Here is a 26,690-nt window from a genome sequence, read left to right on the forward strand (position 1 = left end):
TCGGTGAGGTGGGCTTAGCGCTGCGTTTCGGCGATGCTCTCGCGTGCGGCATCGGCAACTGCAGCAGAGGTGAAGCCAAACTTTTTGAAGAGCTCGTCGCCGGGAGCAGAAGCTCCGTAGTGCTCTAGGGAGACGTTGCGGCCAAAAGTACCGGTGTATTTGTGCCACGACATGGCGAGGCCAGCTTCGACGGAAACGCGGGCTTTCACGCTGCTGGGCAGGACCGATTCGCGGTATTCTGCGTCCTGCTCGTCGAACCACTCCAGGCACGGTGCCGATACCACGCGGGCGGCCGTGCCTTCGCTTTCGAGCTGCTGGGCGGCTTCCACGGCGAGCTGTACCTCCGAACCAGTGGCCAGCAAGATGACATCGGGTTCATCCTTGGAGCCTTCGACCAAGGTGTAGGCACCGCGGCGAACGCCATCGCGTGCCTTTTCCTTGGTGCCTTCCAAGACGGGAAGATTCTGGCGGCTAAGCGCAAGGCCCTTCGGTGCAGCCTTGTATTCCATCGCTGCGGCCCAGGCCTGTGCGGTTTCATTGGCATCGGCAGGCCGGATTACAGACAGGTTCGGAATGGCGCGCAACGCGGACAGGGTTTCTACCGGCTGGTGGGTAGGGCCGTCTTCGCCCAAGCCAATAGAGTCGTGGGTCCACACGTAGTAGGTATCGGTAGACATCAGCGAGCCGAGGCGCACGGCAGGGTACTGATACTCGGAGAAGATCAGGAAGGTACCGCCATATACGCGGGTATTTCCGTGGAGAGCGATTCCGTTCATGATGGCGGACATCGCGTGCTCGCGGATGCCAAAGTGGAGGTTGCGGCCATATGGCTGTGCGGACCACTTATTGGTGGTGATGTTTTCAGGACCGAAGGAATCCGCGCCCTTAATCACGGTGTTATTGGAACCCGCCAAGTCGGCCGAGCCGCCCCACATTTCTGGCAAGGCAGCGGCCAGCGCTTGGATGGTCGCTTCGGAGGCTTTACGGGTGGCAATCGCATCACCTGGCTCCCATACAGGCAGCTCGGCGTCGAAGTTTTCTGGCAATTCGCGGGCCGTCACACGGTCAAAGAGCGCCTTATTCTCGGCGTTTTCCGCTGCCCAAGCGTCGAACTTTTCTTGCCACTGCGCGTGCTTTTCGGCACCGCGTTCACCCAGCTTGCGGGTGTGAGCCAAGACCTCTTCATCGATGTGGAAGGTTTTTTCTGGATCGAAGCCGAGCACTTCCTTGGTGGCGGCAACTTCGTCATCGCCAAGCGCGGCGCCGTGCACGCCACCGGTGTTCATCTTGGTGGGGGCAGGGTAACCAATCACCGTCTTAACGCGGATGAAGGAGGGGCGCTCCGTTTCCTGCTGGGCATTGCGCACTGCCTCTTCAATGGCGACGACGTCCTCGCCGGATTCAACAGTCTGGACGTGCCAGCCGTATGCCTCATAGCGCGCGGCGACGTCCTCGTTGAAGGCGATATTGGTGTCATCCTCGATGGAAATGCGGTTATCGTCCCAGAAAACGATCAGGTTGCCCAGCTTCTGGGTGCCGGCCAGGGACGATGCCTCTGCGGTAACGCCTTCCTGCAGGTCACCATCGGAGGCAATGGTATAGACGTAGTGATCAAACGGGGATTGACCAGCTGGTGCCTCAGGATCGAAGAGGCCGCGCTCTTTGCGGGCGGCCATGGCCATGCCCACCGATGATGCCAGGCCCTGACCGAGGGGGCCGGTGGTGATCTCCACGCCATCGGTGTGGTGCACCTCAGGGTGGCCAGGGGTAAGGGAGCCCCAGGTGCGCAGCTGTTGGAGATCTTTCATCTCCAAGCCGAAACCACCCAAGAAAAGCTGAATGTACAGGGTCAGGGAAGAGTGGCCGACAGACAGCACGAAGCGGTCGCGGCCCGCCCAATTCACGTCATTGGGGTCGTGATTGAGAACGCGCTGGTAAAGCGTGTAGGCGAGGGGAGCCAAGGACATCGCCGTGCCTGGGTGCCCGGAGCCGCAATTCTGGACGGCATCGGCAGCAAGGACGCGCACGGTGTCGACCGCGCGAGTATCGGTCTCTGTCCAGTCGTCCGGATAACGGCGCTCGACCATAGCTTGCAGGTCTGGGGACAAATTATCTTTCGACACGGTATAAAGCCTCGCTTAACTCTAGGCGTTAACTACTGAACTCCATACAGTCTAGTTACTTTTTTGACGGTGGTGCGGAATTATTGAAAGCTGCGGGTAACCGGTAAGCTGGCATGGCTAAGCGGTGTACGGCATAGCATTAGTTACTCTCTGCATTTCCGCTGCATTGATACGATCCATGTGTAGCGCATTTTAAATGTAAGCCATAGTGTGAATTAATTCTCCGGAACTTTTGTGCCGGGGTGTGCGACCACTACACCGTGGGCATACCGCACTGTGTAGCGTGTGTGCTGTAGATCAACGTCTGTTCAGATAGTGGAGGAATTCCTTGGAGACCATCAAGGCCTATTTTGCGCTAACGAAGCCGAGGATTATTGAACTCCTCCTCGTGGCCGCAATTCCGGCGATGCTCCAAGCACAACGGGGCGTTGAGGCGGTTTCTGAAAATATCTGGCTCATCATTTCCACCATTTTCGGCGGTTGGATGGGCGCTGCTGCTGCCCATACCTTTAATAATGTGGTCGATTATGAAATTGACCAAAAGATGCAACGCACCCGAGCGCGGCCACTAGTGCGCGCCACGATTTCTAAGCGAAACGCGGCGATCTTTGCTTGGATCATGCTCGTGGTTTCGGTGCTCTGGCTGGGAATCCTCGCAAATTCTTGGTTGGCGGCGTTCTTCGTCATCCTGACGAACTTCTTTTACGTCTTCGTCTACACCAAGTTTTTGAAGATGCGCAATGCCCAAAACATCGTGTGGGGCGGTTTAGCAGGATGTATGCCGGCCATGGTGGGTTGGGCCGTGATTCGTGATAACGCGCCAGCAGGCGAGCCCGATCGCTGGTGGCAGGCAATAGTCCTATTCCTTATTATCTTTTTCTGGACTCCGCCACATACGTGGGCCTTGGCCATGAAGTATAAGGAAGATTACCGCAAGGCCGGCGTCCCGATGTTGCCGGTCGTGGCGACGGAGCAAGAGGTAACGCGCCAAATCGTGTGGTATTCCATCGGCACCGTCATCGTCACGCTGCTGATCGTCCCTGCGGCATCGTGGATTTACCTTATCGCCGCCGTAACTTCCGGTGCGGTCTTTTTGTGGCTATCCATTCGCCTGCACCAAGGCGTAAAGAAAGGCGCAAAGGTAAAACCCATGCGCCTGTTTATCTATTCAAATAACTACCTGTCGGTACTCTTTATCGGCCTGTCCATCGATGCCGTCATAGGCTGGGAACCAATTGGCCGGATGCTCGGTTGGTCCGCCACCCTGTTCTAGAACCCAGTAGCACGCTGAAGCGCGAGCCTTTGTGGCCCGCGCTTTTTGTGCCCTAGTCCTGTTTTACCCGCAGGACAATGGAACCGGTGGTGCTGCGCGATTGTAGGTCGCGGTGGGCCTGTGCTGCATCTTCTAAGGGGTAGGAGGCCGAAACGTTGAACTTGAGGTCTCCATCCATCACGGCCTGGACCACCGCTTGCGCGCGCATCTGGAATTCGCCCTCTTGCGCCGTCCACGCTCCAAGTGAAGGTCGCGTTAAGAAAATCGAGCCGTGCTTATTAAGCAGCTGAGGATCGATGGGCTCGACCGGGCCGGAGGCAGCACCAAAGAGTGCGACGGTGCCGCGCGGGCGAACGGCTTCGAGCGATTCGAAGAAGGTGGCTTGGCCCACGCCGTCATAGACCACATCGACGCCGCGGCCGCCATTAAACCGGCGAACCTGCTCGCCCAAGCCATCGCTGTAGCGAAAGACGTGGTCGGCGCCGCACTTATACGAAATCTCTTCCTTCTCATCGGTGGAGACGACGGTATAGACCGTTGCCCCCAAAGAGGACGCCATTTGGGTCAACAGTTGGCCCACACCACCCGCACCAGCGGTGATAAGGCAGGTAGCGCCTTCGCCCAGCTCATAGACGCCGTGGGACAGGAAGTGTGCGGTCATGCCTTGCAGCAGCATCGAGGCCGCGATTTCGGTGGGGAAATCATCCGGCACGGCGACAAGGCCATTTCGAGGGACGCAAACCTGCTCGGCATAGGAGCCAAAGGCGTGGTGCCATGCCACCAGGGAGCCTTCCGCAATTTCTCCCTTGGGATCGTGGACAACGCGTCCCGTTCCCTCAAAGCCAGGGATGAAAGGCGTCTGAGCGTTATAGATACCCTCGCGGTAGTAGGTATCGATATAGTTCACGCCCGCTACGGTGACATCGACTAAGACTTCATCCTCAGTGGGCGTGGGGGCAGGAACCTCGGCGTAGCGCAAGACTTCCGGCCCGCCCGTTTCTGTGATTTGGATAGCATGCATACGGCCATGCTATCCCACAACGCCCACTAGCTGCAGAAAGATAGTGCTGTCTAAAGTTTAGACGGCGGCGCGTTCCTCATTTAATGCGTGCTGGCGGACGGCGTATTTATCGTCCCCGACGGGCGAGCCTGAGATGAGGTCCGGAGTGCCACCGACGCGGCGGCGCCCATGTGCCCAGAGCAGGGCGGTAAAGCCAGTGACCACGGCGGACATACCGATGTGGAAGGGGACCGTCCACCGCGGCACGCCCAGATAGAACTGCAAGACGCCCACGGCCCACTGAATGAGGATGCAGACGATAAGGACCCAACCAGCCTTCTTGGCTTCCTGCGGCGTGCGGTGCTTGTACAGCAGGAAGACGGTGATGGCGGTAAAGATGAGGTAGACGTACATGCACATGGCGTGGGCGATAGCCATGGACTCGGTATCTACATCCAAGCGGCCTTCCATTCCCACCCCGGAGTCACCGGAGTGCACACCGGAACCGGTCACCATGGTGCCGGTAATCAGGACGATCGAGAGGGCGATGGTAGCGATGACGGCGAGAATACGAATCGCTTGCGGGAACCGCGGCTGTGCGGTGCCATCATCGGGTTCCTTAATGCGGGCGTACAACATGCAGGCAAGCCATACCAGCACCATGGAGGGCAGGAAGTGAAGTGCTACGGACCACCAGCGCAGATCCAGGTGCACGGAGATGCCGCCGATAACGGCCTGCAGCACGATGCCGGCCACGTTGAGCCAGGCATAGACCCTGAGCTCAGGACGGCGGCACGCCATGTACATCGCGGTTACTGCCGCGCCGGCTGCGGCGGAATCAACAAAGGTGAGGAGGCGGTTGCCAAACTCGATGACCTGGTGGATTGCCGGTGCTGCGCCTTCTACCGGCACCAAGGAACCAGGCTGGCACTGGGGCCACGTGGGGCAACCAAGGCCGGAGCCGGTGACGCGGACAATGGAACCAGATACGCTGATGCCGCCTTGGCAGAAGATCAGGATTAGCGCGATGAGGCGCTGTTGCTCCACGGTAGGGACGGCTTCTTTAAAAAAGCGTTTAGTTCTGGTCCAGTAATTCACAAGGAGCATCCTACTAGTGGGTGTGTAGCGAACCGAAACCTTTGGCTCTTTTTCGCAGGGATCTGGTCATAACTCACATTTAGCCATCGAAGCGGAACCAACGAACGGCCGCATACGACGCCACTGCCAGCCACGCGGTCAAGGAAATGAGTTCGATGCCGGGAAAGGTGGAATTGGAGGCATCGGCAAGCGCGCCCGCAAGCGCCACTGTAGGCACGATATTGAGCAGGCCATTATCCCCCAAGCCCTGGGAATATAGGGCCCAGCCGACGATCGCCAAAAGGATGAACCAAATGAGGTTTGCCAGCGCGAGTACGGCCTCAGAGCTGAGGGTGCCGCCAAGCACCAAACCCATGGCGGTAAAGGCAGCGACGCCAAATATGAGCGAGATGATCATGAGCAGAATCCCGGGCACACTGATGCGCAGGCCCAAGGCAAAGGCCGTGGCACCGAGCACGAGAATCTGGAATACCACCATCGTTAACACTCCGATGATTTTGCCGCCGATAATCGCCCATGCCGGTACGCCGGAGGCGCCGGTGCGCTTTAAAGCCCCGTAGCGGCGGTCAAAGGCCAGGGAGATGGCTTGCCCGGTAAAGCCAGCCGATGTCGCCGCTACCGCAAGCACCATGGGGAAAACCTCGTGCAGACCATGGCCTGTGGTTGATTCCAGGTGGGCGGTCCCAAGCAGGATGGCGAGTGGGATAACGATGCTGAGCAGTTGTTGTTCGCCGTGGCGCAGCATGAGCTTGGCTTCCATGCCGCCTTGGGCAAGGATGATGGCGCCTGCGCTCGCCCGCTTGGGTGCCGGGCGGAAAGTGCCGGGGGGAAACGTTGTGCTCATAAACGGGGGCCTATTCCTTGAAAATTCGCTTGTGGTGGGTGCGGGTACTGGTGATTCTAGGATGAAGACAAGACACAGGGCTTCATCAACTGCGCAAGTGCCTGCCTGTGAGATCGAGGAATACCTCCTCGAGGTTCCGGTGGTGGGATTCTAGGCTTCGCAAAAGCACTCCTTGCCGGGCGAGCTCGGCGGCGAGGGCGGAAATCAATTCCGGTGAACTGGGCTGGCTCACGCGGTAGTGCAGTGGCCGCGAGGCGGTCGTGGGGATCCCAATTCGTTGCAAGGCGTCCAAGTCAACTGCGGAGTTGGCGCTAAAACTAAAACCGGCGGCCTCGCCCTGGGAGGTCAGTTCTGCCGGGGTTCCCTGCGCCACGAGCGCGCCGTGATCCATGATGGCGATGTGATCTGCCAGCGATTCAGCCTCATCCATCAGGTGGGTGGTCAATATAACGGTGGCCCCGTCGCGCTTGAGGGCGCGGATGAGATCCCACACGGCGAGGCGGGATTGGGCGTCCATGCCCGCGGTGGGTTCATCGAGGAAAACCAGCTCGGGCCTGCCGATGACCGCGAGTGCGAGCGATAGTCGCTGTTGTTGCCCGCCGGACAGCCGCCGGTAGGACGTGCGTGCAACACCTTGCAAGCCGAGGGTTTCGAGCAACCACTGCGGTGGCAGTGGATTGGCGTTATAGCGTGCGGTCAATTCCAGCATTTCTAGCACGCGGATACCTGAGTAGGACCCGCCGCCTTGCAGCATGATTCCCACTTTTTCGCGCACCCTATCTGGTGCGGTGCTGGGGTCAAGGCCCAAGACCTTAATGGACCCGGCGGTGGGGTGGATAAAGCCTTCAGACATTTCGATGGTGGTGGACTTGCCAGCACCATTGGGCCCGAGCAGGCAGAATATTTCGCCGTGTGCAACGCTCAGGCTGAGCCCGTTGACGGCTGCCGTGGGGCCAAATTTCTTTACCACACCCTCCAAGGACAAGGCGGGGTTATCAGCTGGAATTGCATTCACGGGTGCCTAGTTTAAGACACGGATTCCATTTCGGCGCATAGCAACCCACCACAATCCGGCCACTACGGCGAATGCGCAGGCAGCGGCGATATAAATGGAAAGCACCGTTCCCGCAGGTAGGCCTAGGCCACGCGGTAGGACGAAAAAGCTCATCGCGCCGGTATAGGCAACGACGCTAAACCGGAAGATGTGCCGGTTCGCCCACGCTGCCAATGGCAAAACGGCCCACAGGATGTACCAGGGGTGGACCACCGGGAAGAAAATGACAAGCACCAGGGTAGAGATTCCCAGCCCGCCGACGGGGTGAATATATCCGCGCAGGGTGGCGTACAGCATGCGGGCCATAAAGGCGACTGCGACCAAGACACCGAAACTGCGGGTGATGGTCAATATGGCGTCTGTATGGTCCCCAAGCCCTAGAAACATCCCGAGGAAACCGGCGCCAACTCCTACCGTTGTGGACAGTGAAAGCCAAGACCGAATTGTGGCGGCGCCGCCTTGCCCGGTAATCCATCCGAGGTTAATTCCCGTGATGAGGCTGATGAGCGCAATGGTGACTACGAGCACCGCAGCCTGTACGGCGATGGCCGTGAATAAGGCTTGCCAGCGTGGCACGCGTGCCTGCATGTGCAAGTGGCGGGCATAAGCCATGCCGATAAAGCCGAGTCCAATAAAGCCAGTAACCTTGACCATTCCGGCGCAGGATAGGAAAACTCCCGAGGCTATGAGTGCTAAGTAGGCTCCTCTTTTATCGTGCCCCAGCTTATCGATGCCCCTTAAACCGAGCTCCATGCCCAATAACGACAATCCAAGCATGATGGATTCATTATGGATACCGCCCACGAGGTGAAGAATGGTCAGTGGGTTCAAGATGCCGAGCCATAGTGCAGAGGCAGGGGAGACGCGGCATCGCTGAGCAAGCTGCGTGATGGCCCAGCCGGCCACGATGATGCCCACGATGGAAAGTAGGCGGTGGGCAATTACGCCTAAGACGATGGAGTTTCCGGTGACGATGCTGACGACTGCCGCCAATCCCAGGGCAACTGGCCCGTAGGGGGATGGTGAATTTGCCCAGATAAATGGGACGGAGCGCGCGAGCTCGTCGCCAGCGCCCAAGAGCTGCACCGGGCCGGCGGAATAGGGATCCATCCCTTGTGCGACGATGGACCCATTGGCCAAATAAGAATAAATGTCTTGGGTAAATAAGGGCGCGGTGAAGATGAGGGGGAAGACCCACCCGGCCCACGTGATCCACAGCTGGCGCGGAGAAACGAGCCGGCGGGGGCGATCGCTAGCGGGTTCGCCGGGTCGGGCTTGGCGCAGCGGGGTGCCCACGAATGGGGCGAGGAAAATCCAGGCCGTAACTAAAAGTCCCACGCCCACCATGACGAGCGCAGACGAGGTCTGCAGCATGCGAGACATGAGCGAGCCAAAGGGCACATTGTCATAAGGGTTGCCCACGACCGGCAAGGCACCCGCGCCCAAAGCACCAAAGGCAATGAGGAGGGATCCGACGGTTCCCGCCCACCGCAAGATGAAAAAGGTGCGCTTTTGGGAGACTGTGGTGTGCTGGAGGACCTCTGGCGCTTGGGTGATGAAATCGTAGCGAGTATCACCGGCTTGCGCGCCTGTGCCTTCAGCGTGCAACTGTGCGGAACGAGAACCTGCGGTACCCAAGCGCGGCAGTTCTGCCTTAACGCTATCGAGCACTCCCCGTAGTTTCCCTTTCATGGCTTTAGACCTTACGCGAGGACCGTGGGGTGGGAAATTTACCCCCCCGCCGCCACGCCCGGTAACTGCAATGGTGGCATTCCGGAATGAATTAAGGAACACTAGTGTTGTCTAATGATGAAAGCGCAGTTATGGCGCTTCCGTGGCGACGGCATTTTCGGCGCGACGGAGCACAGCGACTGCAGGTAGCTGACCTAAGGAAGGGAGGTTTTAGGGTATGGGCAACACGCAGCGCGCGGCAGCCGCGCATATGGCGGTGAAGGAATCACGATCCACGGATGGTGATACCCGCCGCCAGGTACTGCTGCTTTTGCTTAAAGATGGCCCTGTAACCGCCTCTTACCTGGGTGAGCGCCTTGGTCTTTCGACCGCCGGGATCCGCCGGCATTTAGACATTCTGGTGGAAGAAGAACTAACGGAAGTTGTCGAGCGCCGTCCAGTTTCTCGTTCGCGGATGCACTCCGGAACGGGGCGTGGGCGACCGGCAAAGCACTTCCGCCTGACGGATCGTGGGCGTGCGCAATTTGGCCATGCCTATGATGAATTAGCTTCTGAAGCGTTGACCGCGCTGCGCTCTGCGGGCGGTTCAGAGGCTGTAAAGAACTTCGCTAAGGCGCGGTTTGAGCGCATCATCGCTGATGTGCGTCCCTTCGTGGACGCGGAAGAATCGGTCGAGGAAGTGGCGCGCAAACTGGCTGAAACCCTGGATAAGCACGGGTACGCCGCCACCGTGGACCGTGCTGGACAGGGAGTGCAAATCTGTCAGCACCATTGCCCGGTTGCCCATGTGGCGGCCGAGCATCCCGAACTGTGCGAGGCAGAGCAGGAAGTCTTTTCCGCCCTCTTAGGCAAACACGTACAACCTTTGGCTTCTATCGCAGATGGCCACGGAATTTGTACCACGAATATCCCCTTGACACCTGTCAAAACTAATACTGAAAGGAGCGAGTCATGACCCAGGCACAATCGGCACCTGACAATAAGATGACCGATGATGAGATCATCGATTCTATTGGTGCGTATGAGTACGGCTGGCACGACTCGGACTCGGCCGGCGCTTCTGCCGCCCGTGGCCTGAACGAGGACGTTGTCCGCGATATTTCCGCAAAGAAGGGCGAGCCCGAGTGGATGCTGAACCAGCGTCTCAAGGCTCTGAATATCTTTGACAAGAAGCCTATTCCCTCTTGGGGTGCGGATCTCTCCGGCATCGACTTTGACCAGATCAAGTACTACGTCAAGTCCACCGAAGAGCAGGCACAGACCTGGGACGACCTCCCGGATGATATTAAGGCCACCTACGACAAGCTGGGCATTCCAGAGGCAGAAAAGCAGCGCTTAGTTGCCGGTGTGGCCGCGCAGTACGAGTCTGAGGTTGTCTACCACCAGATTCGCGAGGACCTGGAAAGCCAGGGCGTTATCTTCGTTGATACCGATACTGCGCTGCGCGATTACCCGGAGCTTTTTGAAGAATACTTCGGCACCGTCATCCCTGCCGGTGACAATAAATTCTCCGCGTTGAACTCCGCAGTGTGGTCCGGCGGCTCCTTCATTTATGTCCCGAAGGGCGTGCACGTTGACATCCCGCTGCAGGCCTACTTCCGTATTAATACTGAGAACATGGGCCAGTTTGAGCGCACCCTCATCATCGTGGATGAGGATGCCTACGTTCACTACGTGGAAGGCTGCACCGCGCCTATCTACAAGTCAGACTCCCTGCACTCCGCGGTAGTTGAGATCATCGTGAAGAAGGGCGGCCGCTGCCGCTATACAACGATTCAGAACTGGTCCAGCAACGTCTATAACTTGGTGACCAAGCGCACCAAGGTGGAAGAGGGCGGCACCATGGAATGGGTCGATGGCAACATCGGCTCCAAGGTCACCATGAAGTACCCGGCCGTGTGGATGACCGGTCCGCACGCTAAGGGTGAGGTGCTCTCCGTTGCCTTCGCCGGCGAGGGACAGTTCCAGGACACCGGTGCGAAGATGACGCACATGGCTCCCTACACCTCCTCCAATATCGTCTCCAAGTCCGTTGCCCGCGCCGGTGGCCGCGCTGCTTACCGCGGACTGGTGCAGGTCAATCAGAATGCGCACCACTCCACGTCCAACGTGGAATGCGATGCCTTGCTCGTGGACAATATTTCGCGTTCGGACACATACCCGTACAACGATATCCGCAACGAGTACGTCACTCTGGGCCACGAGGCAACCGTTTCGCAGGTTTCTGAAGAGCAGCTGTTCTACCTCATGTCCCGCGGCATTGCGGAAGAAGAAGCAATGGCAATGATCGTGCGTGGCTTCGTTGAGCCGATTGCTAAGGAGCTGCCGATGGAATACGCCCTCGAGCTCAACCGCCTCATCGAACTGCAAATGGAAGGATCGGTCGGCTAAAGAAATGGTCGCTTCGAACGAATTCAATCCGGATAAGATCACCAAGGGTGACGTCTTTACCTCTACCAACGTGGAGGATTTCCCGGTACCGCACGGCCGCGACGAGGTATGGCGTTTTGTTTCCCTCCGCAAGCTGCGGGGCCTGCACAACGGGGAATTTGCTCAAGCGGTTGCCCAGGACGTGAAAGTAAGCGAGCACCCTGGCGTTTCTGCGGAGACTGTAAGCCGCGACGATGAGCGTCTTGGCCGCGTGGGCAAGCCTTCTGACCGCGTGGCCGCTCAGGCATGGACCTCCATGCCGGAAGGTCAAGTGGTAACCGTTGACCCTGAGGTGCAGGTGGAAGATCCCATCACCATTACCTATACGGGTAAGGGCGAGGACGTGACCTCCTTCGGTGCCACCTCCATTGAGGTAGGCCACCATGCAGAAGCCACCGTTGTGCTGAAGTACGTTGGCTCTGGCACCCATGCGGATAACGTGGAGTTCATCATCGGCGATGGCGCGCACCTGACCGTCATCGTGGATGTCGACTGGGAAAACGACGCGGTGCACCTGTCCAACCAGGTAGCTCAGGTAGGACGCGATGCAGTGCTGCGCCATAACTCTGCCATCTTCGGCGGCGAGGTCGTGCGCATCGTCCCACGCGTGAACTTCACCGCTCCCGGCGGTGACGCCGAGTTGCTGGGCGTGTACTTCGCCGATTCTGGTCAGTACTTCGAAAACCGCATGCTCGTGGATCACTCGGTTCCGAATTGTCGCTCCAATGTCCTGTACAAGGGCGCATTGCAGGGTGAGAAGAAGAACGAGGCTCGTACCTGCTGGGTGGGAGACGTGCTTATCCGCTCCAACGCACAGGGCACCGATACCTATGAGACGAATAATAACCTTATTCTCACGGACGGTGCGCGCGCTGACGCCATCCCGAACTTGGAAATCGAAACCGGTGAGATCACCGGCGCCGGCCACGCCGCCACGGTTGGACGCTTTGACGATATCGAGCTGTTCTACTTGATGTCCCGCGGCATTCCGGAGGCAGAGGCTCGTCGCCTCATCATTCGTGGCTTCTTCAATGAGGTCATCCACCGCATTCCGGTGCAATCCCTGTCCGAGGAACTGGAAAACCGCATTTCCGAAGAACTGGAAAAGATCTCCGCTTAACGCACTTACAGAAGGAAACCCACAAAAACTATGTCTACTCTGGAAATTAAGAATCTCCACGCCCAGGTTCTGCCGAATGAAGAAAACGGCGAGCCCAAGGAAATCCTCAAGGGCGTCAACCTCACCATCAACTCGGGCGAGATCCACGCCATCATGGGACCCAACGGCTCCGGCAAGTCCACCTTGTCCTACACCATCGCCGGTCACCCGAAGTACGAGGTCACCGAGGGCGAGGTGCTTCTCGATGGCGAAAACCTTCTTGACATGCCCGTCGACGAGCGCGCTCGCGCCGGCCTGTTCCTAGCCATGCAGTACCCAACCGAGGTGCCTGGCGTGAAGGTATCGCAGTTCATGCGTTCCGCCGTGACCTCCATCCGCGGCGAGGCCCCCAAGCTGCGCGAGTGGAATAAGGAACTTACTGAGGCTCGCGAGAACCTGAAGATTGATAAGTCCTTCATCTCCCGCTCCGTCAACGAGGGCTTTTCTGGTGGCGAGAAGAAGCGCCACGAGGTCATGCAACTGGACATCCTAAAGCCCAAGTTCGCGGTCATGGATGAGACCGACTCCGGCTTGGACGTTGACGCGCTGCGCATTGTTTCTGATGGCATCAACCGCTACCAGGATGACACCAATGGCGGCATCTTGATGATTACCCACTACAAGCGCATCCTGAACTACGTCCAGCCTGATTTCGTGCACGTATTCGCTAACGGCCAGGTTGTTAAGACCGGCGGGGCCGAGTTGGCAGACCAGCTCGAGTCTGACGGCTACGACCAGTTCCTGCAGTAAAGACCAGCCCAGTGCTGGTTCATCCTCGATGAATCGAAGAAGTTTTATGTCTGGATTTGATGTAAACGCAATTAGGGAGCAGTTCCCAATCCTGCAGCGCACCGTGCGCGGCGATGAGCCGCTGGTGTACCTGGATTCGGGGGCTACCTCCCAGCGCCCGCTGCCGGTATGGAAGGCAGAGGAGGAGTTCGTTCTCCATACCAACGCCCCGGTTCACCGCGGCTCGTACCAGCTGGCTGAGGAGGCGGATAACGCCTATGAGTCGGCCCGGCAGGCCATTGCCGCCTTTGTTGGCGCGGATCGCGATGAGATTGCCTTTGCGAAAAACGCCACCGAGGCGCTTAATGAGGTTGCCTATACGCTTTCCGATGAGCGCGCGGGCGAGCTCTACGTAGGAGAGGGCGATACCGTCGTCATCACGGAGCTCGAGCACCACGCTAACCTCGTGCCTTGGCAAGAGCTCTGTGAGCGCACCGGGGCCACCTTGAAGTGGTACTCGTTGACTGACGATGGCCGCATCGACCTGGATTCGCTCGAGCTCGACGAGTCCGTCAAGGTTGTTGCGTTTACTCATCAGTCCAATGTGACTGGCGCTGTATCCGATGTCGAGGAAATGGTGCGCCGCGCCCGCGCGGTTAACGCCATGGTGGTGCTCGATGCCTGCCAGTCCGTCCCGCACATGCCGGTAGATTTCCATGCCTTGGATGTGGATTTCGCCGCATTCTCAGGCCACAAGATGTGTGGCCCCAATGGTGTGGGCGTGCTCTACGGCAAGGACGAGTTGCTGTGCAAGCTTCCTCCATTCCTCACGGGTGGATCCATGATCGAGGTAGTGAAGATGGAAGGCACCACCTTCGCGGAACCGCCAACGCGGTTTGAAGCCGGAACGCAGATGACCAGCCAGGTCGTCGGCCTCGGTGCAGCGGTGAAGTTCCTCGAGGAAGTGGGGATGGATAATATCCATGCCCACGAGCAGGAGCTCACCGCCTATGCCTTGGAGCAGCTTCGTGAGATTCCTGGCCTGCGCATCATCGGCCCAGAAACGGCTGAAAACCGTGGCGCGGCCATCTCCTTTACCGTGGAAGGCGTTCACCCGCACGATTTGGGGCAGGTGCTCGATGACCAGGGCGTATCCATCCGCGTAGGTCACCACTGCGCATGGCCGCTGCACCGCGCCTGCGGTGCACAGTCCACCGCGCGCGCCAGCTTTTACCTATACAACACGGAAGCTGAAGTAGATAAGCTGGTAGAAGCCATTAAGGCTGCCCGCGATTTCTTTGGAGTTGCCTAATGAATCTTGATTCGATGTACCAAGACGTGATCTTGGATCACTATAAAAATCCGCAACACGCGGGGTTGCGCGAGCCGTTCCAGGCAGAGGTCCACCACGTGAACCCCTCATGCGGTGATGAGCTCACGTTGCGCGTCAACCTTTCCGCAGATGGCAAGACCGTTGAGGATGTGTCCTACGACGCCGAAGGCTGCTCCATCTCCCAAGCATCGACGTCCGTCATGGCGGAAGAGATCGTCGGCCTGCCCTTGGAGGAAGCCAATAAAAAGCTTGCCGAGTTTGAAAAGATGGTTACCTCGCGTGGCCAGGACGAAGGCGATGAGGACATCATCGGCGATGGTGTTGCCTTTGCAGGCGTTTCTCAATACCCGGCACGAGTTAAATGCGCGCTGCTAGGGTGGAAGGCTTTTCAGGCCGCCACCGCAGATGCGCTCAATGAAGTGGAGAAGTAAATGACCGATCCCGTAGATCCTTACCAGAACGAGAATTCATCCTTCAGCGCAGGCGGTGAGCGGCCGGAGCAGACGGAAGAACAGCTGTCGAAGGCCTTTGACATCACCGAGTTCATGCGCGACGTCATCGACCCCGAGCTCGGTATCAACGTTGTTGACTTGGGCTTGGTCTATGACCTGTGGCTGGAAGAAGAAGATGGCAAAGAGCTCGCCATGATTAACATGACGCTGACCTCGCCGGCCTGCCCTTTGACCGATGTCATTGCGGAGCAGGTTGAGGACATCGTTACCGGCAAGAAGCTTGCCGATGGCGTGCGTATCAACTGGGTGTGGATGCCGCCTTGGGGCCCACACATGATTTCCGAAGAAGGCCGCGAGCAGCTCCAAGCTCTGGGCTTCGCGGTTTAGTCACCACGGAATAGCGGGAAAGCGGCGGTAGTATTACCGCCGCTTTTCTGCGTGAATTAGTGCCTTGAGTTTTGATTGCTAGACTGGCTTGTCGTGATTGTGACCAATGATTTTGAGGTACGCGTAGGCGCCCGCACGCTTCTCGATGCCCCCGGACAGCACCTCCGCGTCCAACCCGGCGACCGCATCGGGCTAGTGGGCCGCAATGGTGCGGGAAAGACCACGACCATGCGCATCTTGGCCGGTGAGACCGAGCCTTATGGAGGCACGGTTTCTCGCTCGGGTCCGATTGGCTACCTTCCGCAGGATTCGCGTGAAGGCAATATCGAGCAAACCGCGCGCGAGCGCGTGCTTTCTGCCCGCGGGCTGGATGATATTAAGCGGCGGATGGCCAAGCAGCAAGAGCTGATGGAAACGGCAACGGACGAGAAGTTTCGCGACAAGGCCATCCGTAAATACTCCCGTCTGGAAGAACAATTCGATTCCTTGGGCGGTTACGAGGCCGACTCCGAGTGCGCTCAAATCTGCGATAACTTGGGCCTGCCGCAGCGCGTTTTAGACCAAAAGCTTAAGACGTTATCCGGTGGCCAGCGGCGCCGCGTAGAGCTGGCGCAGATCCTTTTTGCAGCCAGCGAGGGATCAGGCAAATCCCAGACCACGTTGCTCCTGGATGAGCCGACCAACCACCTAGATGCGGACTCCATCGTCTGGCTCCGCCAGTTCCTGTCCAAGCACGAGGGCGGTCTGGTCATGATTTCCCACGACGTGGAGTTGCTCGAGGCGGTCTGTAATAAGGTCTGGTTCCTCGATGCGGTGCGCGGCGAGGCGGATGTCTACAACATGGGGTATAAGAAGTACCTCGACGCCCGCGCCACTGATGAGGCGCGCCGGCGCCGCGAGCGCGCGAATGCGGAAAAGAAGGCCTCCGCGTTGCAAAAGCAGGCCGCTAAATTGGGTGCCAAGGCCACCAAGGCCGCAGCGGCTAAGCAGATGCTGAACCGAGCCGAACGCATGATGAATGACCTCGATGAGGTGCGTGTTGCGGATAAGGTAGCCAATATTAAATTCCCCGAGCCGGCCGCGTGTGGCAAGACGCCTATGAACGCTAAGGGCTTGACCAAGATGTATGGCTCGCTGGAGGTATTCGCGGGAGTGGACCTGGCCATCGATAAGGGCTCCAGGGTCGTTGTCCTGGGATATAACGGTGCCGGTAAGACCACCTTGCTGAAGCTTTTGGCGGGGGAGGAGCGCACCGACGGCGAAGGCGGCATCGTCAGCGGCCACGGTTTGCGCATTGGCTACTTTGCCCAGGAGCACGACAATATCCACCCGGATAAAAGCGTGTGGGAAAACACCATCGAGGCCTGCCCCGATGCGGACCAGCAAGAGCTGCGCGGACTGCTGGGCGCGTTTATGTTTTCCGGCGATAAACTGCAGCAGCCGGCTGGAACGCTGTCCGGCGGTGAGAAAACCCGCCTGTCGCTGGCCACTTTGGTCTCCAGCCGCGCGAATGTGCTGCTTCTCGATGAGCCGACCAATAACCTCGACCCCATCTCTCGCGAGCAGGTGCTCGATGCGCTCAATACGTACACGGGCGCGGTGGTCTTGGTAACCCACGATCCGGGTGCGGTAAAGGCACTCGACCCTGAGCGCGTGATCATCATGCCGGACGGTGATGAAGATCTGTGGTCCGATGAGTACATGGAAATCGTCGAGCTGGCTTAAGCCTTATGAAGACGCTGATCGAGAGGATGCCCGCCTGGCGGGATAAGTTTTGGGTCATTCCCGCCGTAGCGGTAGCGGTAGCAGTCGTGGCGGCCGAAGCCATGCTGGCGATCGACCGCAACTTCGATCTGGCGCTCTCTCGACTTTATGACGGCAGCGCGGAAAGTGCCCAGGGCCTGCTCACCGCCGTTGCCACCGCCACGCTGTCTCTGGCCGGCACCCTGTTCTTTATCACCCTGACCGCGCTTTCCGGCGTGGTGACGGTGATGGGCCCGCGCCTGTTGCACGAGTTTTTAAAGGACCGTTCCATCCAGTCCACGCTGGGGATCTACCTGGCGACCTTTACCTATTCGCTGCTCTCTCTACGTGCCGTGCGCGCCGGCGGCGAGGGCAAGCAAGAACACGTCCCCTCGCTGAATGTCGCAGTCGACATTGCCTTGGCGCTGATATGCGTGGTCTTTTTGATTTATTTCATCGTCCACATCGCGCAGTCTATTAGCATGTCTCACGTGGTGCACGTGGTGGCACAAGATGTGGAAGAGCATATGCGGCGCCTTATTGAGCGTGGTGAGGAAGAGAAGGTATCAAAGGCCCCGGGGACGGATTTCTACGAATCCGCCGACGCAACCCGCAGCTCCCAAACGGGCTACCTGAAATTCGTGGACTACAAGTCCATTGCCCAAGCCGCGGCCGAAGAAGATTGTGCTGTTCATCTGGGCGTCGCCCCCGGCGATCTCGTGCTAGAAGGCGAGGTCATTGCCCACGGCGTGCCGCACATGCCGGAAAACATTGAAAAGCACATCGTGGTCACGCAGCACCGCGAGGATGCCTCTGCGCACGACCCTCGGTTTACTGCCCGGCACCTCGCAGAGATTGCTGCTCGCGCTCTCAGTACCGGCGTCAATGATCCTTATACGGTCATCGACATCATTGACCGCTTCACGCAAATCTTGGTGGTCATTGGGGACAAGCGCTTGCCGCAGGGGATTATGCATATCGATGGCGAGTTCCGCTTGGACTATCAAACCTTTAGCTACGAACAGATCATTGAGGCGATGTTCACCCAAATCCGCCGCGATGCGGCCGATAACGCCGAGATCTATCTGAGCCTGTTGAATAACCTGGCCAAGGTGGTCGCGCTGCTGCGGACCGTGGAACGCCGTAATGTCCTAGATGAAGCGGCGGAGGCCATCTACTCCGATGCGGGCCGCCAGGTCGGTGGCGAGGTGGAATTGCGCCAGCTAGAGGATTCTTTTCAGCACTTTAAAGCAAACCTCGCCCGGTGGGAAGAATCCGAAAAACCGGGCGAGGAGAATGAGGACTCCGAGTCTTAGCGGAGCCTTGGCGCGCTTGCCCTAGGCGCGTGTCCCCCTAGGTGTGGAGTACCCCACACCTAGTTGCGGAAACCGTGCACCGGTGCGGGGATAAAGCCACCGCGGTTAATGAACTGCGAGTTGCCCACCGTATTAACCGGGATGATCGGGGCATAGCCCAAGAGGCCACCGAAGCTGACCTCGTCGCCCACCTTGGCGCCAGGTACCGGAATGACGCGCACGGCGGTGGTCTTATGATTCATCACGCCGATTGCGGCTTCATCCGCAATCATGCCGGAAATCGTGGCCGCGGAGGTATCTCCAGGCAGCGCAATCATGTCAAAGCCGACCGAGCAGATCGCGGTCATGGCCTCCAACTTGTCCATGGAAATGGAGCCGGACTTCACGGCATCGATCATGCCCCTGTCCTCAGAGACGGGAATGAAGGAACCGGACAAGCCACCCACGCGCGAGCATGCCATCATGCCGCCCTTCTTCACGGCATCGTTAAGCAGCGCCAATGCCGCCGTCGTGCCATGCGTACCTACCTGATCGAGGCCCATGTGCTCGAGGATGTGCGCCACGGAATCGCCGAGTTCCGCCGTGGGAGCCAAGGAAAGGTCAATGATGCCGAAGGGAACGCCGAGGCGCTCGGAGGCCATATTGCCCACGAGCTGGCCGGCACGGGTGATCTTGAAGGCGGCCTTCTTCACTTCTTCTGCAACCTGATCCAGGGTTGCGCCTTCCAAGGAACCAAGGGCGCGGTCCACTACGCCAGGGCCCGAGACACCGACGGAGACGACGCAGTCGGGCTCCTCGATGCCGTGGAAAGCACCAGCCATAAACGGATTATCGCCCACGGAATTGGCAAAGACGACGAGCTTGGCGCAGGCGATCGCGGAATTATCCTTGGTAAGCTCAGCGGCTTCCTTAATGACCTCGCCCATCTGCTTCGTCGCATCCATGTTGATGCCGGCGCGAGAGCTGGCGATATTGACCGAGGAACACACCACGTCCGTCTCGGCCAAGGCTTCGGGGATGGAGGAAATGAGTTTTTGCTCTGCGCTCGTCGCACCCTTTTCTACCAGCGCGGAGTAGCCGCCGACAAAGTTAACGCCCACCTCCTTCGCGGCCTTATCCAGCGCCCGCGCGGCATCGACGGGGTTGCCGTCCAAGCCTGCGACAACGAGGGAAATGGGGGTGACGGAGATGCGCTTGTTGACGATGGGGATGCCGAGTTCACCTTCGATGCCCTCACATACCTCAACCAGGCGGCCCGCTTGCTGCGTTACGCGGTCATAGATGGCCTGGCAGGTAGCCTCCATGGTCGAGCGCGTGCATCCCAGCAGGGAAATGCCCATCGTTACGGTGCGGATATCGAGACGATAATTTTCGATCATCTCGATGGTGTCCAAGATATTGGTGGTATTAAAACGCGTGCTCATGTTAAATCTCGTTCATGGCGGTAAAGAGGTCTTCGGACTGAATGCGGATGGATTGCTGCTTTTCCTCCGCCACCGGGCGCATCCGCTCCTTAATGGTCTGGATGGACACGGCATCCGCATCGAATTCGACGCGGAGGATCATGGTGAAGTAGTCACCCATCAGGGTTTGCGAGACGTCAACGACGTTGATGCTGAGATCAGCAAGGGTCGTGGTTACTGCTGCAATGATTCCGGTGCTATCGGCACCTGTAACGGTCATAATGGCATACATAGCCAGTATTCTATCTGGTCCGGTGGGCAATGCTTACACCGCGGTCGCGGCATGTAGTGACTTCGCTGCGGAAGTGTCGCTGCAGCATAAAAAATGCGCTGTTACGATGGGGCGCTATGACTGATGCTAAGAAGAAGATTTTGTACATCGGAGGACACGGCAAGGTAGGACTGCTGGCGGCTCCAAAATTAGCGGCTGCTGGCCACGAGGTTCACTCGCTTATCCGTAACCCAGACCAAAAGGCCGATATCGAGCAGGCCAACGCTACGCCGGTTATTGCAGATATCACCGAGCAATCCGTTGATCAGTGGGCGGAGCTATTCGCAGATTATGACGCAGTTGTATGGGGCGCCGGAAACGGCGGCCGTGGCGGCGCGGAACTGACGTGGGCCGTCGACCGCGACGGCGCATTGGCCGCCATCGAGGCCCTGGAAAAGCTGGGCAAAGACGTTCCTCAGTTCGTCATGATTTCTTATGTCGGCTCCCAGGTTGCGACGACCGATCCAGCCGATGAAAAGTGGTACGCCTATGTGGAGTCCAAGAAGGAAGTGGACAACCGCTTGGCCGATAGCTCTATCCCGCACATTATCCTGAAGCCTGCTGGCCTGACGGAGGAGCCTGCGCAGGGGCTGGAATTTGTTGAGGACAAGATGCTGCAGGAGGGCCAGACCTCTTCCCGCGACTTGGTGGCAGACGTCATCGTAGAAGTACTGGGCCGCGCGGAACTTCCGGAGTCTCCAGTCGTATTCGTTGACGGCGACAAGCCCGTAAGCTCCATTAAGTAATAGTCAGCCAAACTATCTATGAGTGTTTCGCGCCCAGCCGTCTTGCTCGACTGCGATCCAGGAATAGATGACTGCCTCGCCCTGATGTACCTGGCGGGGCTGCATCACGCAGGCGAGATCGAATTGGTGGGCGTGAGCACGACTGCTGGAAACGTCGCGGTCCAGCAGACAGCCGCCAATGCACGGTGGATTTTGGACCTCTGTGGATTGCCGGAGGTCCCCGTCGCGCCTGGGCGGCCGACTCCGCTCGAAGTTGAGCTGACCACAACCCCGGAAACACACGGGGAGACCGGCTTGGGCTATCTTTCTGCACCCGACCACGATTTCGGCGATATTCACTGGCAGGAGTTGTGGTCGACCGCGATTGCTCGCAATCCAGGGCTGCACCTCATCATTACTGGGCCGGTGACTAATTTGGCGGACTTCGAGCGGGAGCATGGCGATGACGTCGCGCAGTGCGGCTCGATTACCATAATGGGCGGTGCCGTTAATTACCGCGGCAATACGACGCCGACTGCGGAGTGGAATTTCTGGGTAGATCCGCACGCAGCGGCTCGCCATTTCGCAGCTTCAGCGGCACCACCCAGCACTCTCTGCTCGCTCGAAGTTACCGAGCAATTTCTCATCACCCCAGAGCGCTTAGCAGAAATTGAGGGTCTCCTTGGTGAGCACCCAATGGCGGAACCATTGCCGGAGATACTGCGGTTCTACTTCGAGTTTCACCAAGCGCAAAAAGAAGGCTACCAAGCCCAGATTCATGATCTTCTGACCTGCATAATTGCCCTAAAGAAGATACCGTTTGAGGCGGTAGAAACGACCATTGATGTGGAAGCGGACTCTGCGCTGATGCGCGGTACCAGCGTCGCAGACCTCCGCAATCACTGGGATCGGCCGACTAATGCCTCGCTGGTGACCAGCGCAGACATTCCAGCCGCCCACGGCGAATTCGACAGGGCGCTGCGAACTTTGGGCGCGCGTGTTGCTCCCGGCGAATAAATCTTTTACCCTAATCCGCAGCGCATACGCCACATTTTCCTACGCTGAGGTGACATAGGCTGGGACCAAAAGAGCAGTGTGCCCCATTCTCCTTTACACATTGATGGATTAGGAATACCTCTATGCCTCAGCTTTCTCTTACCCCTGCTCGCCGGGGGATGGTCATCGCGGGCGCCGCGCTAGTCGTCGCCACATGGATCTACTTGGTGCTTTTCCGCCCGACCGATTGGGAGTCCGTAGCGGGCTCCGCCGAAGCCTTGATCACTTTGGCCGGCTACCTCATCGGTGCGGCTCTGTTGCTTGCCGGCACCGTGCCGTCCCTGCCGGCTCGTACCATCGCCATTATTCCCATCGCGTTGGTTCTTAATATCGTGGTGGGCCAAATCATCGGCTCGAGCGGCATTCCGCTGTATATCGACTCCGTGGGAACCATTTTGGTGGCCGCGCTCGCAGGCCCCATTGCCGGGCTCGCTACCGGTACGCTGTCATCGGTGGTCTGGGGCCTGCTTAACCCGATGGCGCTCCCATTCGCTGCCGTTTCCGCTGCTACCGGCTTCCTTTCTGGCTGGGCCATTCAAAAGGGTGCGTTCACCAAGATCTGGAAGGTCGTCGTCAGTGGTGCCATTATCGGCATCATCTGCGGCATGCTCGCCGCACCCGTGGCCGCATTCGTCTACGGCGGTACGGCTGGTGTCGGTACCGGCGCGCTCACGTCGCTCTTCCGCGAATTGGGCAATTCCTTGATTGCATCCGTGACGATGCAGTCCCTCATCTCTGACCCATTGGATAAGGCCGTCGTCTTCCTCATCGTGTGGGCTGCCGTGAAATCCTTGCCCAAGCGCACCCGGGAATCCTTGCAGCCTCGCTAATGTATCGCCTTCACCCGTCGACGGTCCTCACCATTGCTGCGTGCGGTTGGCTACTCATCCTCGCTCTCAATAGCCCACTAACATCTGCACTGGTCGCAGGCGCAATGCTTGCCTATGGCGTGTGGGCCACGAGGTCCATCGCGATCGTCTTGGCCTCTGGTGCGCTCTGCGTTCCGGTGGCCTTATCGATGTTGGTGATCCACGCCCCTTATGGCGATAACCAACTGATTCCGCTGGTCACAACCGATGGCCTGCTTGTTGCCGCCACGCTAGCCCTGCGCTTTTTCGCGTTAATGGTGTGCTTCATCGTGGCGATGTCCGTGCTGCGAATTTCCGATATTGCGAAATGGCTCCAGGTCTCGCGCGCAGGACACAAAATTGCCTACATCGTTGGTGCTTCACTGCAGTCCTTACCGCAGGGTGCGCAGGCATGGCGGACCGTCCGCGATGCCAACCAGCTGGCAGGAATCAAAGTGACGTGGCACAATACTATTTCGCGGGTCGTCATCCCAGTGATTTCGCGCCTTTTGATCCAAGGCACCGAGCGTGGCCACGCCCTTGCCGCCGTGGGCTTTGATGAAGAGGGGATCAGGACCCTTTTGCGGCCGGTACCGGATTCAATCCTGTCCCGCGTGCTGCGCTACATCGTTCCCCTTGGAACCATAGGAGTCATGGTCTTTGTATGGATATAGACGATATTCAGCCAAGTAAGGGAAGCATCGTCCAAGTACTTGTGCCTTCGGATGCCATCGCCGAAAACGTGGCGCAAGAGCTGGGCGAAAAATTCTCTACGTCTGCCATCATCGGTACTGACTCTTCCGCGCAGATGAGCTACCTGCGCGATACCTGCATCGAAGAAGTGGTCCTAGGATTAGAAAACCAGGGTGAGGATCCAGCCCGCATGCAGGTGCGGGGAGAGGAAATGCTCGCGGCGGTGGGGCTTAGCGATTACGCGGAGAAGAACCCCACCCAGCTTTCGGGCGGTCAGACGCGGAGGCTCGCCGCTGCATGCGTAGCGATCCGCGAGCCCGAGGTACTCATTATTTGTGAGCCGAGCGCGGGTCTTGACCCCACATCGTTGGCGATGATGGTGAAGCTATTGCATTCGCTGCGCAATACCTGCGTTCTTGCCGTGTCATCCATGCATTGGCCCGAATTGGGTGGGGAAGTCGTAGGGGAGATCCCACAACCAGCCCCAGTAAGCGTAGACGTGATTTCTTCTTATGGATCCCGGGGATCTCTTGGTCCGCTTACTGCGCGCCGCGGGCAAGAAAAGAAGCGGTGGTGGCAATCGGCGAAGCCTTCCGGCAATACCTTTAGCGTCGGACCGGTAACCATACCCATTCGCGGAGGGGGCGTGACTTGGTTGCGCGGGGCAAACGGTACTGGAAAAACGTCTCTCCTGCGCGCCGCCGCCGGCCTTGATGGGGCACAGCGCCCAGCTGAGCCCCGGGGATTGGTCCTCCAATCTCCTTATGACCAGGTAATATATTCCACCTTGGGTGACTTTGTTTCCGATAGCGCGTTACGGGAGCTACTAGAGCTTGATGCGGCTGAGCACCCATTAGATCTATCCGCCTCCCGGCTCAGGCTGGCCCAAACGGCACATGTGGTGGGGATGGGCCACGGAATCTTGCTCATGGATGAGCCCGATAGCCTGCTTTCGCTAACGGACCGAGCACTGATGCATCAACTAATTCACAGCGCGCTGGAATCAGGAGCGGCAATAGTGCTTACATGCCACGATCCAGGCTTCGTCGAAGAGATCGCGCAGTATGCCAGTATTCAGGAAGTGGAGCTTTCCAATACCGGCGGCTTGGCAGAGGGCGCCGACTAACCCAGTCTGCGTTCAGCTGGCGCCTTCGCCTCCCAGAGAGAAAAGCGGAGTGACGAAGGCGGGGGTGTTCCTATATAGTTTGTCAATCTCGCGGGTGAGGTTGATTGGTGCGGATCCTCAACTCGGGATTTTTAGGTGTGTTGTTTTGCGCGCGACTGGTAGCCGACTGGGATTTTTCCGAGTCGGCTTGTTTCGCTGTTAGGGGATAGGCTGCTGCGGCTTCCTTTGCTGGAGCGGGGTCGCGGTAATACTCGTGGTTACGCATCATGGCGTAGAGGACGTTGATTCGTCTGCGGGCGAGTGCTACGACCGCGGCGTTGTGACGCTTGCCTTCCTTGCGCTTTCGTTCATAGAATTGCGGTCCTTACCCCCGACGTGTCCACTTTCCAGGGGTCAGGCCCTATAGACCACCTGGGAGAATAGATACACCCGCAGTTAAAACCCTGTGGATAATCAACTGGTGTGTGATAAATATGCGCAGAGTGCTTCCGGATAAAAAGAAAGCGCCCGCAGGGCGCTGCTTCTCTCTGATTGGGTTAGTCGGGCTCGGGGTGAGGTGGTTTCTGCTGAACTGATGGGGCGGTTCTGGTGACGGTCACTCCGCCTGTGTCGGCTGTAATGCCGGCGTTGGGCCACGCGGTAATGGTCTCAAAAACGGCTTTCTTTACTTCATTACAGAAGCTTCTTCGTGCGTACCAGAGAGCCTCCTGCCGCCGCAACAGCTAGCGTAGCTATTAGCGCGGGAAAATACACATCCTGTGTGAGTAAAAAATCATGTACAAAGATTGCGATACTAAAACAGAGTCCAATCCACATTGTGAATAAACCAAACCGGCGTATTCCCCGTTGCTGAGCTTTTCGATCTAATCTTTGTCTCTCTGGAAGGAGACCAAGCAGCAAGGCACCAATGACTGCGAATCCAATACTCAAAGGTAGTTGGTGGAAAAACGCGAAAACACATGTTAGTGCTGACACTATTATGCCGAGTTCTATTCGAGTGACGTGCATGATCTCTTTTCCAAAATTAAGCACTTGATTTTAGCACTGGCTGCTCACAAGAGCGAAGAAAGCATCGACTCCATAAGCCCAAATAGCGGCGGCTAGTGCTGCCCCTGCAGGCCCCTCGGCTGCGATTATTCCCGCTGCTGCTGTCCAACCGACATGATGAATTACTCCTACTGCCCAAAGTAGCATCGCACAAGGCACCGAGGACCAATTAAAATATGGAGTAACAACCGGTTTTCCTTGTACCGAATTTCCTCGCATATTTGGAATCTTAAATGTTTGTTCATCGTTGTTTTCATCGATTACGGTCGCTGTGCTTGTAGCTTTATCAACCGTGACCTGATATTGATGATCTGGGGTCGATACTTGGAATTGACTTCCGGAAAGCCTTTGAATCTTAGTACCTTCGGAAAATAAAGTATCTTCAGAATTTTTGGGCACAGATTGATGCTTTGACTGAGCTGTCATAGGAGCCGGTGCCGCGTGAGCCTCTACGCCAGTAAAACTAAGGAGTGTGGCAACCAAAAACGCCACGGGTTTTCTCATTGTTTTCCTTTCTAAAGATGGCGTCCACAAACAATTTTAATGTTAGATCTAGTTAGGCAAAATAAGAAGAGAGCAAACTTATAATGTGATAATAAACTAAATTCAGAATTTTGAGGTTACCACTCGTTTAGTGGACACCCGATTAGTGCGGATTTTGTGTCCGTAAGAGAGGATGTTCATTGTCAGTCAACAACGCCAGAAATACACGCCGGAGTACCGGCGTGAAGCCGCAAACCTAGTAATCGAGGGACCTGACCCCCTTTTGGTGGACACCTGATATCCAGCCTAGTCGGGCTGGGAAGAAAGGTAATCTACCACCATGCC

The 26,690-nt window shown here is 57.8% G+C and carries 24 protein-coding genes and 1 pseudogene; 15 read left to right on the top strand and 10 right to left on the bottom strand.

Annotation, left to right across the window (positions count from 1 at the left end; translation table 11 throughout):
- Positions 1 to 14: 14 nt before the first annotated feature.
- Positions 15 to 2,087: a transketolase gene (tkt, locus tag ABRP98_RS04465; protein ID WP_349857747.1), complete on the bottom strand. Its 2,073-nt coding sequence runs from the start codon at positions 2,085 to 2,087 to the stop codon at positions 15 to 17.
- 364 nt (positions 2,088 to 2,451) lie between these two features.
- Here tkt and ABRP98_RS04470 point away from each other — a divergent pair, with 364 nt between their 5' ends.
- On the top strand, positions 2,452 to 3,396 hold the full coding sequence (locus tag ABRP98_RS04470; protein ID WP_349857719.1) for a heme o synthase: 945 nt from the start codon (positions 2,452 to 2,454) through the stop codon (positions 3,394 to 3,396).
- Positions 3,397 to 3,448: 52 nt separating this feature from the next.
- Here ABRP98_RS04470 and ABRP98_RS04475 read toward each other — a convergent pair whose 3' ends face one another.
- The 5 genes from ABRP98_RS04475 to mptB all read right to left on the bottom strand — a co-directional run bounded on the left by ABRP98_RS04475 (position 3,449) and on the right by mptB (position 9,084).
- Entirely contained in the window at positions 3,449 to 4,417 is a 969-nt protein-coding gene (locus ABRP98_RS04475; RefSeq protein ID WP_284851688.1) for a quinone oxidoreductase family protein, read from the bottom strand.
- 57 nt (positions 4,418 to 4,474) lie between these two features.
- Entirely contained in the window at positions 4,475 to 5,503 is a 1,029-nt protein-coding gene (locus ABRP98_RS04480) for a COX15/CtaA family protein (RefSeq protein WP_349857721.1), read from the bottom strand.
- A gap of 70 nt (positions 5,504 to 5,573) precedes the next feature.
- Entirely contained in the window at positions 5,574 to 6,338 is a 765-nt protein-coding gene (locus ABRP98_RS04485; protein WP_349857723.1) for an ABC transporter permease, read from the bottom strand.
- 85 nt (positions 6,339 to 6,423) lie between these two features.
- The gene (locus ABRP98_RS04490) at positions 6,424 to 7,353 is read right to left on the bottom strand and encodes an ABC transporter ATP-binding protein (protein WP_349857724.1); all 930 of its coding nucleotides are present in this window, start codon (positions 7,351 to 7,353) and stop codon (positions 6,424 to 6,426) included.
- A gap of 6 nt (positions 7,354 to 7,359) precedes the next feature.
- Positions 7,360 to 9,084: a polyprenol phosphomannose-dependent alpha 1,6 mannosyltransferase MptB gene (mptB, locus tag ABRP98_RS04495; RefSeq protein WP_349857726.1), complete on the bottom strand. Its 1,725-nt coding sequence runs from the start codon at positions 9,082 to 9,084 to the stop codon at positions 7,360 to 7,362.
- Between the two features lie 217 nt (positions 9,085 to 9,301).
- Here mptB and ABRP98_RS04500 point away from each other — a divergent pair, with 217 nt between their 5' ends.
- The 9 genes from ABRP98_RS04500 to ABRP98_RS04540 all read left to right on the top strand — a co-directional run bounded on the left by ABRP98_RS04500 (position 9,302) and on the right by ABRP98_RS04540 (position 18,633).
- On the top strand, positions 9,302 to 10,039 hold the full coding sequence (locus ABRP98_RS04500; protein WP_284769779.1) for a helix-turn-helix transcriptional regulator: 738 nt from the start codon (positions 9,302 to 9,304) through the stop codon (positions 10,037 to 10,039).
- Positions 10,036 to 11,475: a Fe-S cluster assembly protein SufB gene (sufB, locus tag ABRP98_RS04505; protein WP_284769780.1), complete on the top strand. Its 1,440-nt coding sequence runs from the start codon at positions 10,036 to 10,038 to the stop codon at positions 11,473 to 11,475. The genes ABRP98_RS04500 and sufB overlap by 4 nt, the downstream gene beginning before the upstream one ends.
- A 4-nt stretch (positions 11,476 to 11,479) precedes the next feature.
- Positions 11,480 to 12,634 carry a Fe-S cluster assembly protein SufD gene (sufD, locus tag ABRP98_RS04510; protein ID WP_349857727.1) on the top strand — a complete coding sequence of 385 codons (1,155 nt, stop codon included), beginning with the start codon at positions 11,480 to 11,482 and terminating at the stop codon, positions 12,632 to 12,634.
- Between the two features lie 30 nt (positions 12,635 to 12,664).
- On the top strand, positions 12,665 to 13,423 hold the full coding sequence (gene sufC, locus ABRP98_RS04515; RefSeq protein WP_005279139.1) for a Fe-S cluster assembly ATPase SufC: 759 nt from the start codon (positions 12,665 to 12,667) through the stop codon (positions 13,421 to 13,423).
- A gap of 46 nt (positions 13,424 to 13,469) precedes the next feature.
- A complete protein-coding gene (locus ABRP98_RS04520) occupies positions 13,470 to 14,714 on the top strand; it encodes a cysteine desulfurase (protein WP_349857728.1) in 1,245 nt (414 codons plus the stop codon).
- Positions 14,714 to 15,166: a Fe-S cluster assembly sulfur transfer protein SufU gene (gene sufU / locus ABRP98_RS04525; RefSeq protein ID WP_005279143.1), complete on the top strand. Its 453-nt coding sequence runs from the start codon at positions 14,714 to 14,716 to the stop codon at positions 15,164 to 15,166. Before ABRP98_RS04520 ends, sufU begins: the two co-directional genes overlap by 1 nt.
- Complete coding sequence (locus ABRP98_RS04530; protein WP_005279145.1) at positions 15,167 to 15,574, top strand: metal-sulfur cluster assembly factor; 408 nt, start codon at positions 15,167 to 15,169, stop codon at positions 15,572 to 15,574.
- Between the two features lie 93 nt (positions 15,575 to 15,667).
- Positions 15,668 to 17,299, top strand: coding sequence for an ABC-F family ATP-binding cassette domain-containing protein (locus ABRP98_RS04535; protein ID WP_284769782.1), 1,632 nt, complete (start codon positions 15,668 to 15,670; stop codon positions 17,297 to 17,299).
- Between the two features lie 5 nt (positions 17,300 to 17,304).
- The gene (locus ABRP98_RS04540; RefSeq protein ID WP_349857731.1) at positions 17,305 to 18,633 is read left to right on the top strand and encodes a DUF2254 domain-containing protein; all 1,329 of its coding nucleotides are present in this window, start codon (positions 17,305 to 17,307) and stop codon (positions 18,631 to 18,633) included.
- A gap of 59 nt (positions 18,634 to 18,692) precedes the next feature.
- Here the strand turns inward: ABRP98_RS04540 and ABRP98_RS04545 are convergent, their stop codons facing one another.
- Both ABRP98_RS04545 and ABRP98_RS04550 read right to left on the bottom strand, forming a co-directional pair.
- Positions 18,693 to 20,057 carry a PFL family protein gene (locus ABRP98_RS04545; RefSeq protein ID WP_349857733.1) on the bottom strand — a complete coding sequence of 455 codons (1,365 nt, stop codon included), beginning with the start codon at positions 20,055 to 20,057 and terminating at the stop codon, positions 18,693 to 18,695.
- Between the two features lies 1 nt (position 20,058).
- Entirely contained in the window at positions 20,059 to 20,328 is a 270-nt protein-coding gene (locus ABRP98_RS04550; protein ID WP_023022407.1) for an ACT domain-containing protein, read from the bottom strand.
- Positions 20,329 to 20,444: 116 nt separating this feature from the next.
- Between ABRP98_RS04550 and ABRP98_RS04555 the strand changes: the two genes are divergently transcribed.
- From ABRP98_RS04555 to ABRP98_RS04575, 5 genes are all read left to right on the top strand, one after another.
- Complete coding sequence (locus ABRP98_RS04555) at positions 20,445 to 21,113, top strand: NAD(P)H-binding protein (protein ID WP_349857735.1); 669 nt, start codon at positions 20,445 to 20,447, stop codon at positions 21,111 to 21,113.
- Between the two features lie 18 nt (positions 21,114 to 21,131).
- Complete coding sequence (locus tag ABRP98_RS04560) at positions 21,132 to 22,109, top strand: nucleoside hydrolase (RefSeq protein ID WP_349857737.1); 978 nt, start codon at positions 21,132 to 21,134, stop codon at positions 22,107 to 22,109.
- Between the two features lie 122 nt (positions 22,110 to 22,231).
- Complete coding sequence (locus ABRP98_RS04565) at positions 22,232 to 22,978, top strand: ECF transporter S component (RefSeq protein ID WP_349857739.1); 747 nt, start codon at positions 22,232 to 22,234, stop codon at positions 22,976 to 22,978.
- The gene (locus ABRP98_RS04570) at positions 22,978 to 23,670 is read left to right on the top strand and encodes an energy-coupling factor transporter transmembrane component T family protein (RefSeq protein WP_349857740.1); all 693 of its coding nucleotides are present in this window, start codon (positions 22,978 to 22,980) and stop codon (positions 23,668 to 23,670) included. The genes ABRP98_RS04565 and ABRP98_RS04570 overlap by 1 nt, the downstream gene beginning before the upstream one ends.
- Positions 23,661 to 24,815 (top strand): ATP-binding cassette domain-containing protein, encoded by a 1,155-nt coding sequence (locus ABRP98_RS04575; RefSeq protein ID WP_349857742.1) that lies wholly within the window; start codon positions 23,661 to 23,663, stop codon positions 24,813 to 24,815. Before ABRP98_RS04570 ends, ABRP98_RS04575 begins: the two co-directional genes overlap by 10 nt.
- A 208-nt stretch (positions 24,816 to 25,023) precedes the next feature.
- Here the strand turns inward: ABRP98_RS04575 and ABRP98_RS04580 are convergent.
- A pseudogene (locus ABRP98_RS04580) lies at positions 25,024 to 25,173 on the bottom strand (IS110 family transposase); the annotation flags it as partial.
- A 680-nt stretch (positions 25,174 to 25,853) separates the two neighbouring features.
- On the bottom strand, positions 25,854 to 26,366 hold the full coding sequence (locus ABRP98_RS04585) for a hypothetical protein (protein ID WP_284849914.1): 513 nt from the start codon (positions 26,364 to 26,366) through the stop codon (positions 25,854 to 25,856).
- Positions 26,367 to 26,690: the final 324 nt, after the last annotated feature.

This window comes from Corynebacterium sp. KPL2838 (assembly GCF_040225455.1).
Classification (GTDB): Bacteria; Actinomycetota; Actinomycetes; order Mycobacteriales; family Mycobacteriaceae; genus Corynebacterium; species Corynebacterium rhinophilum.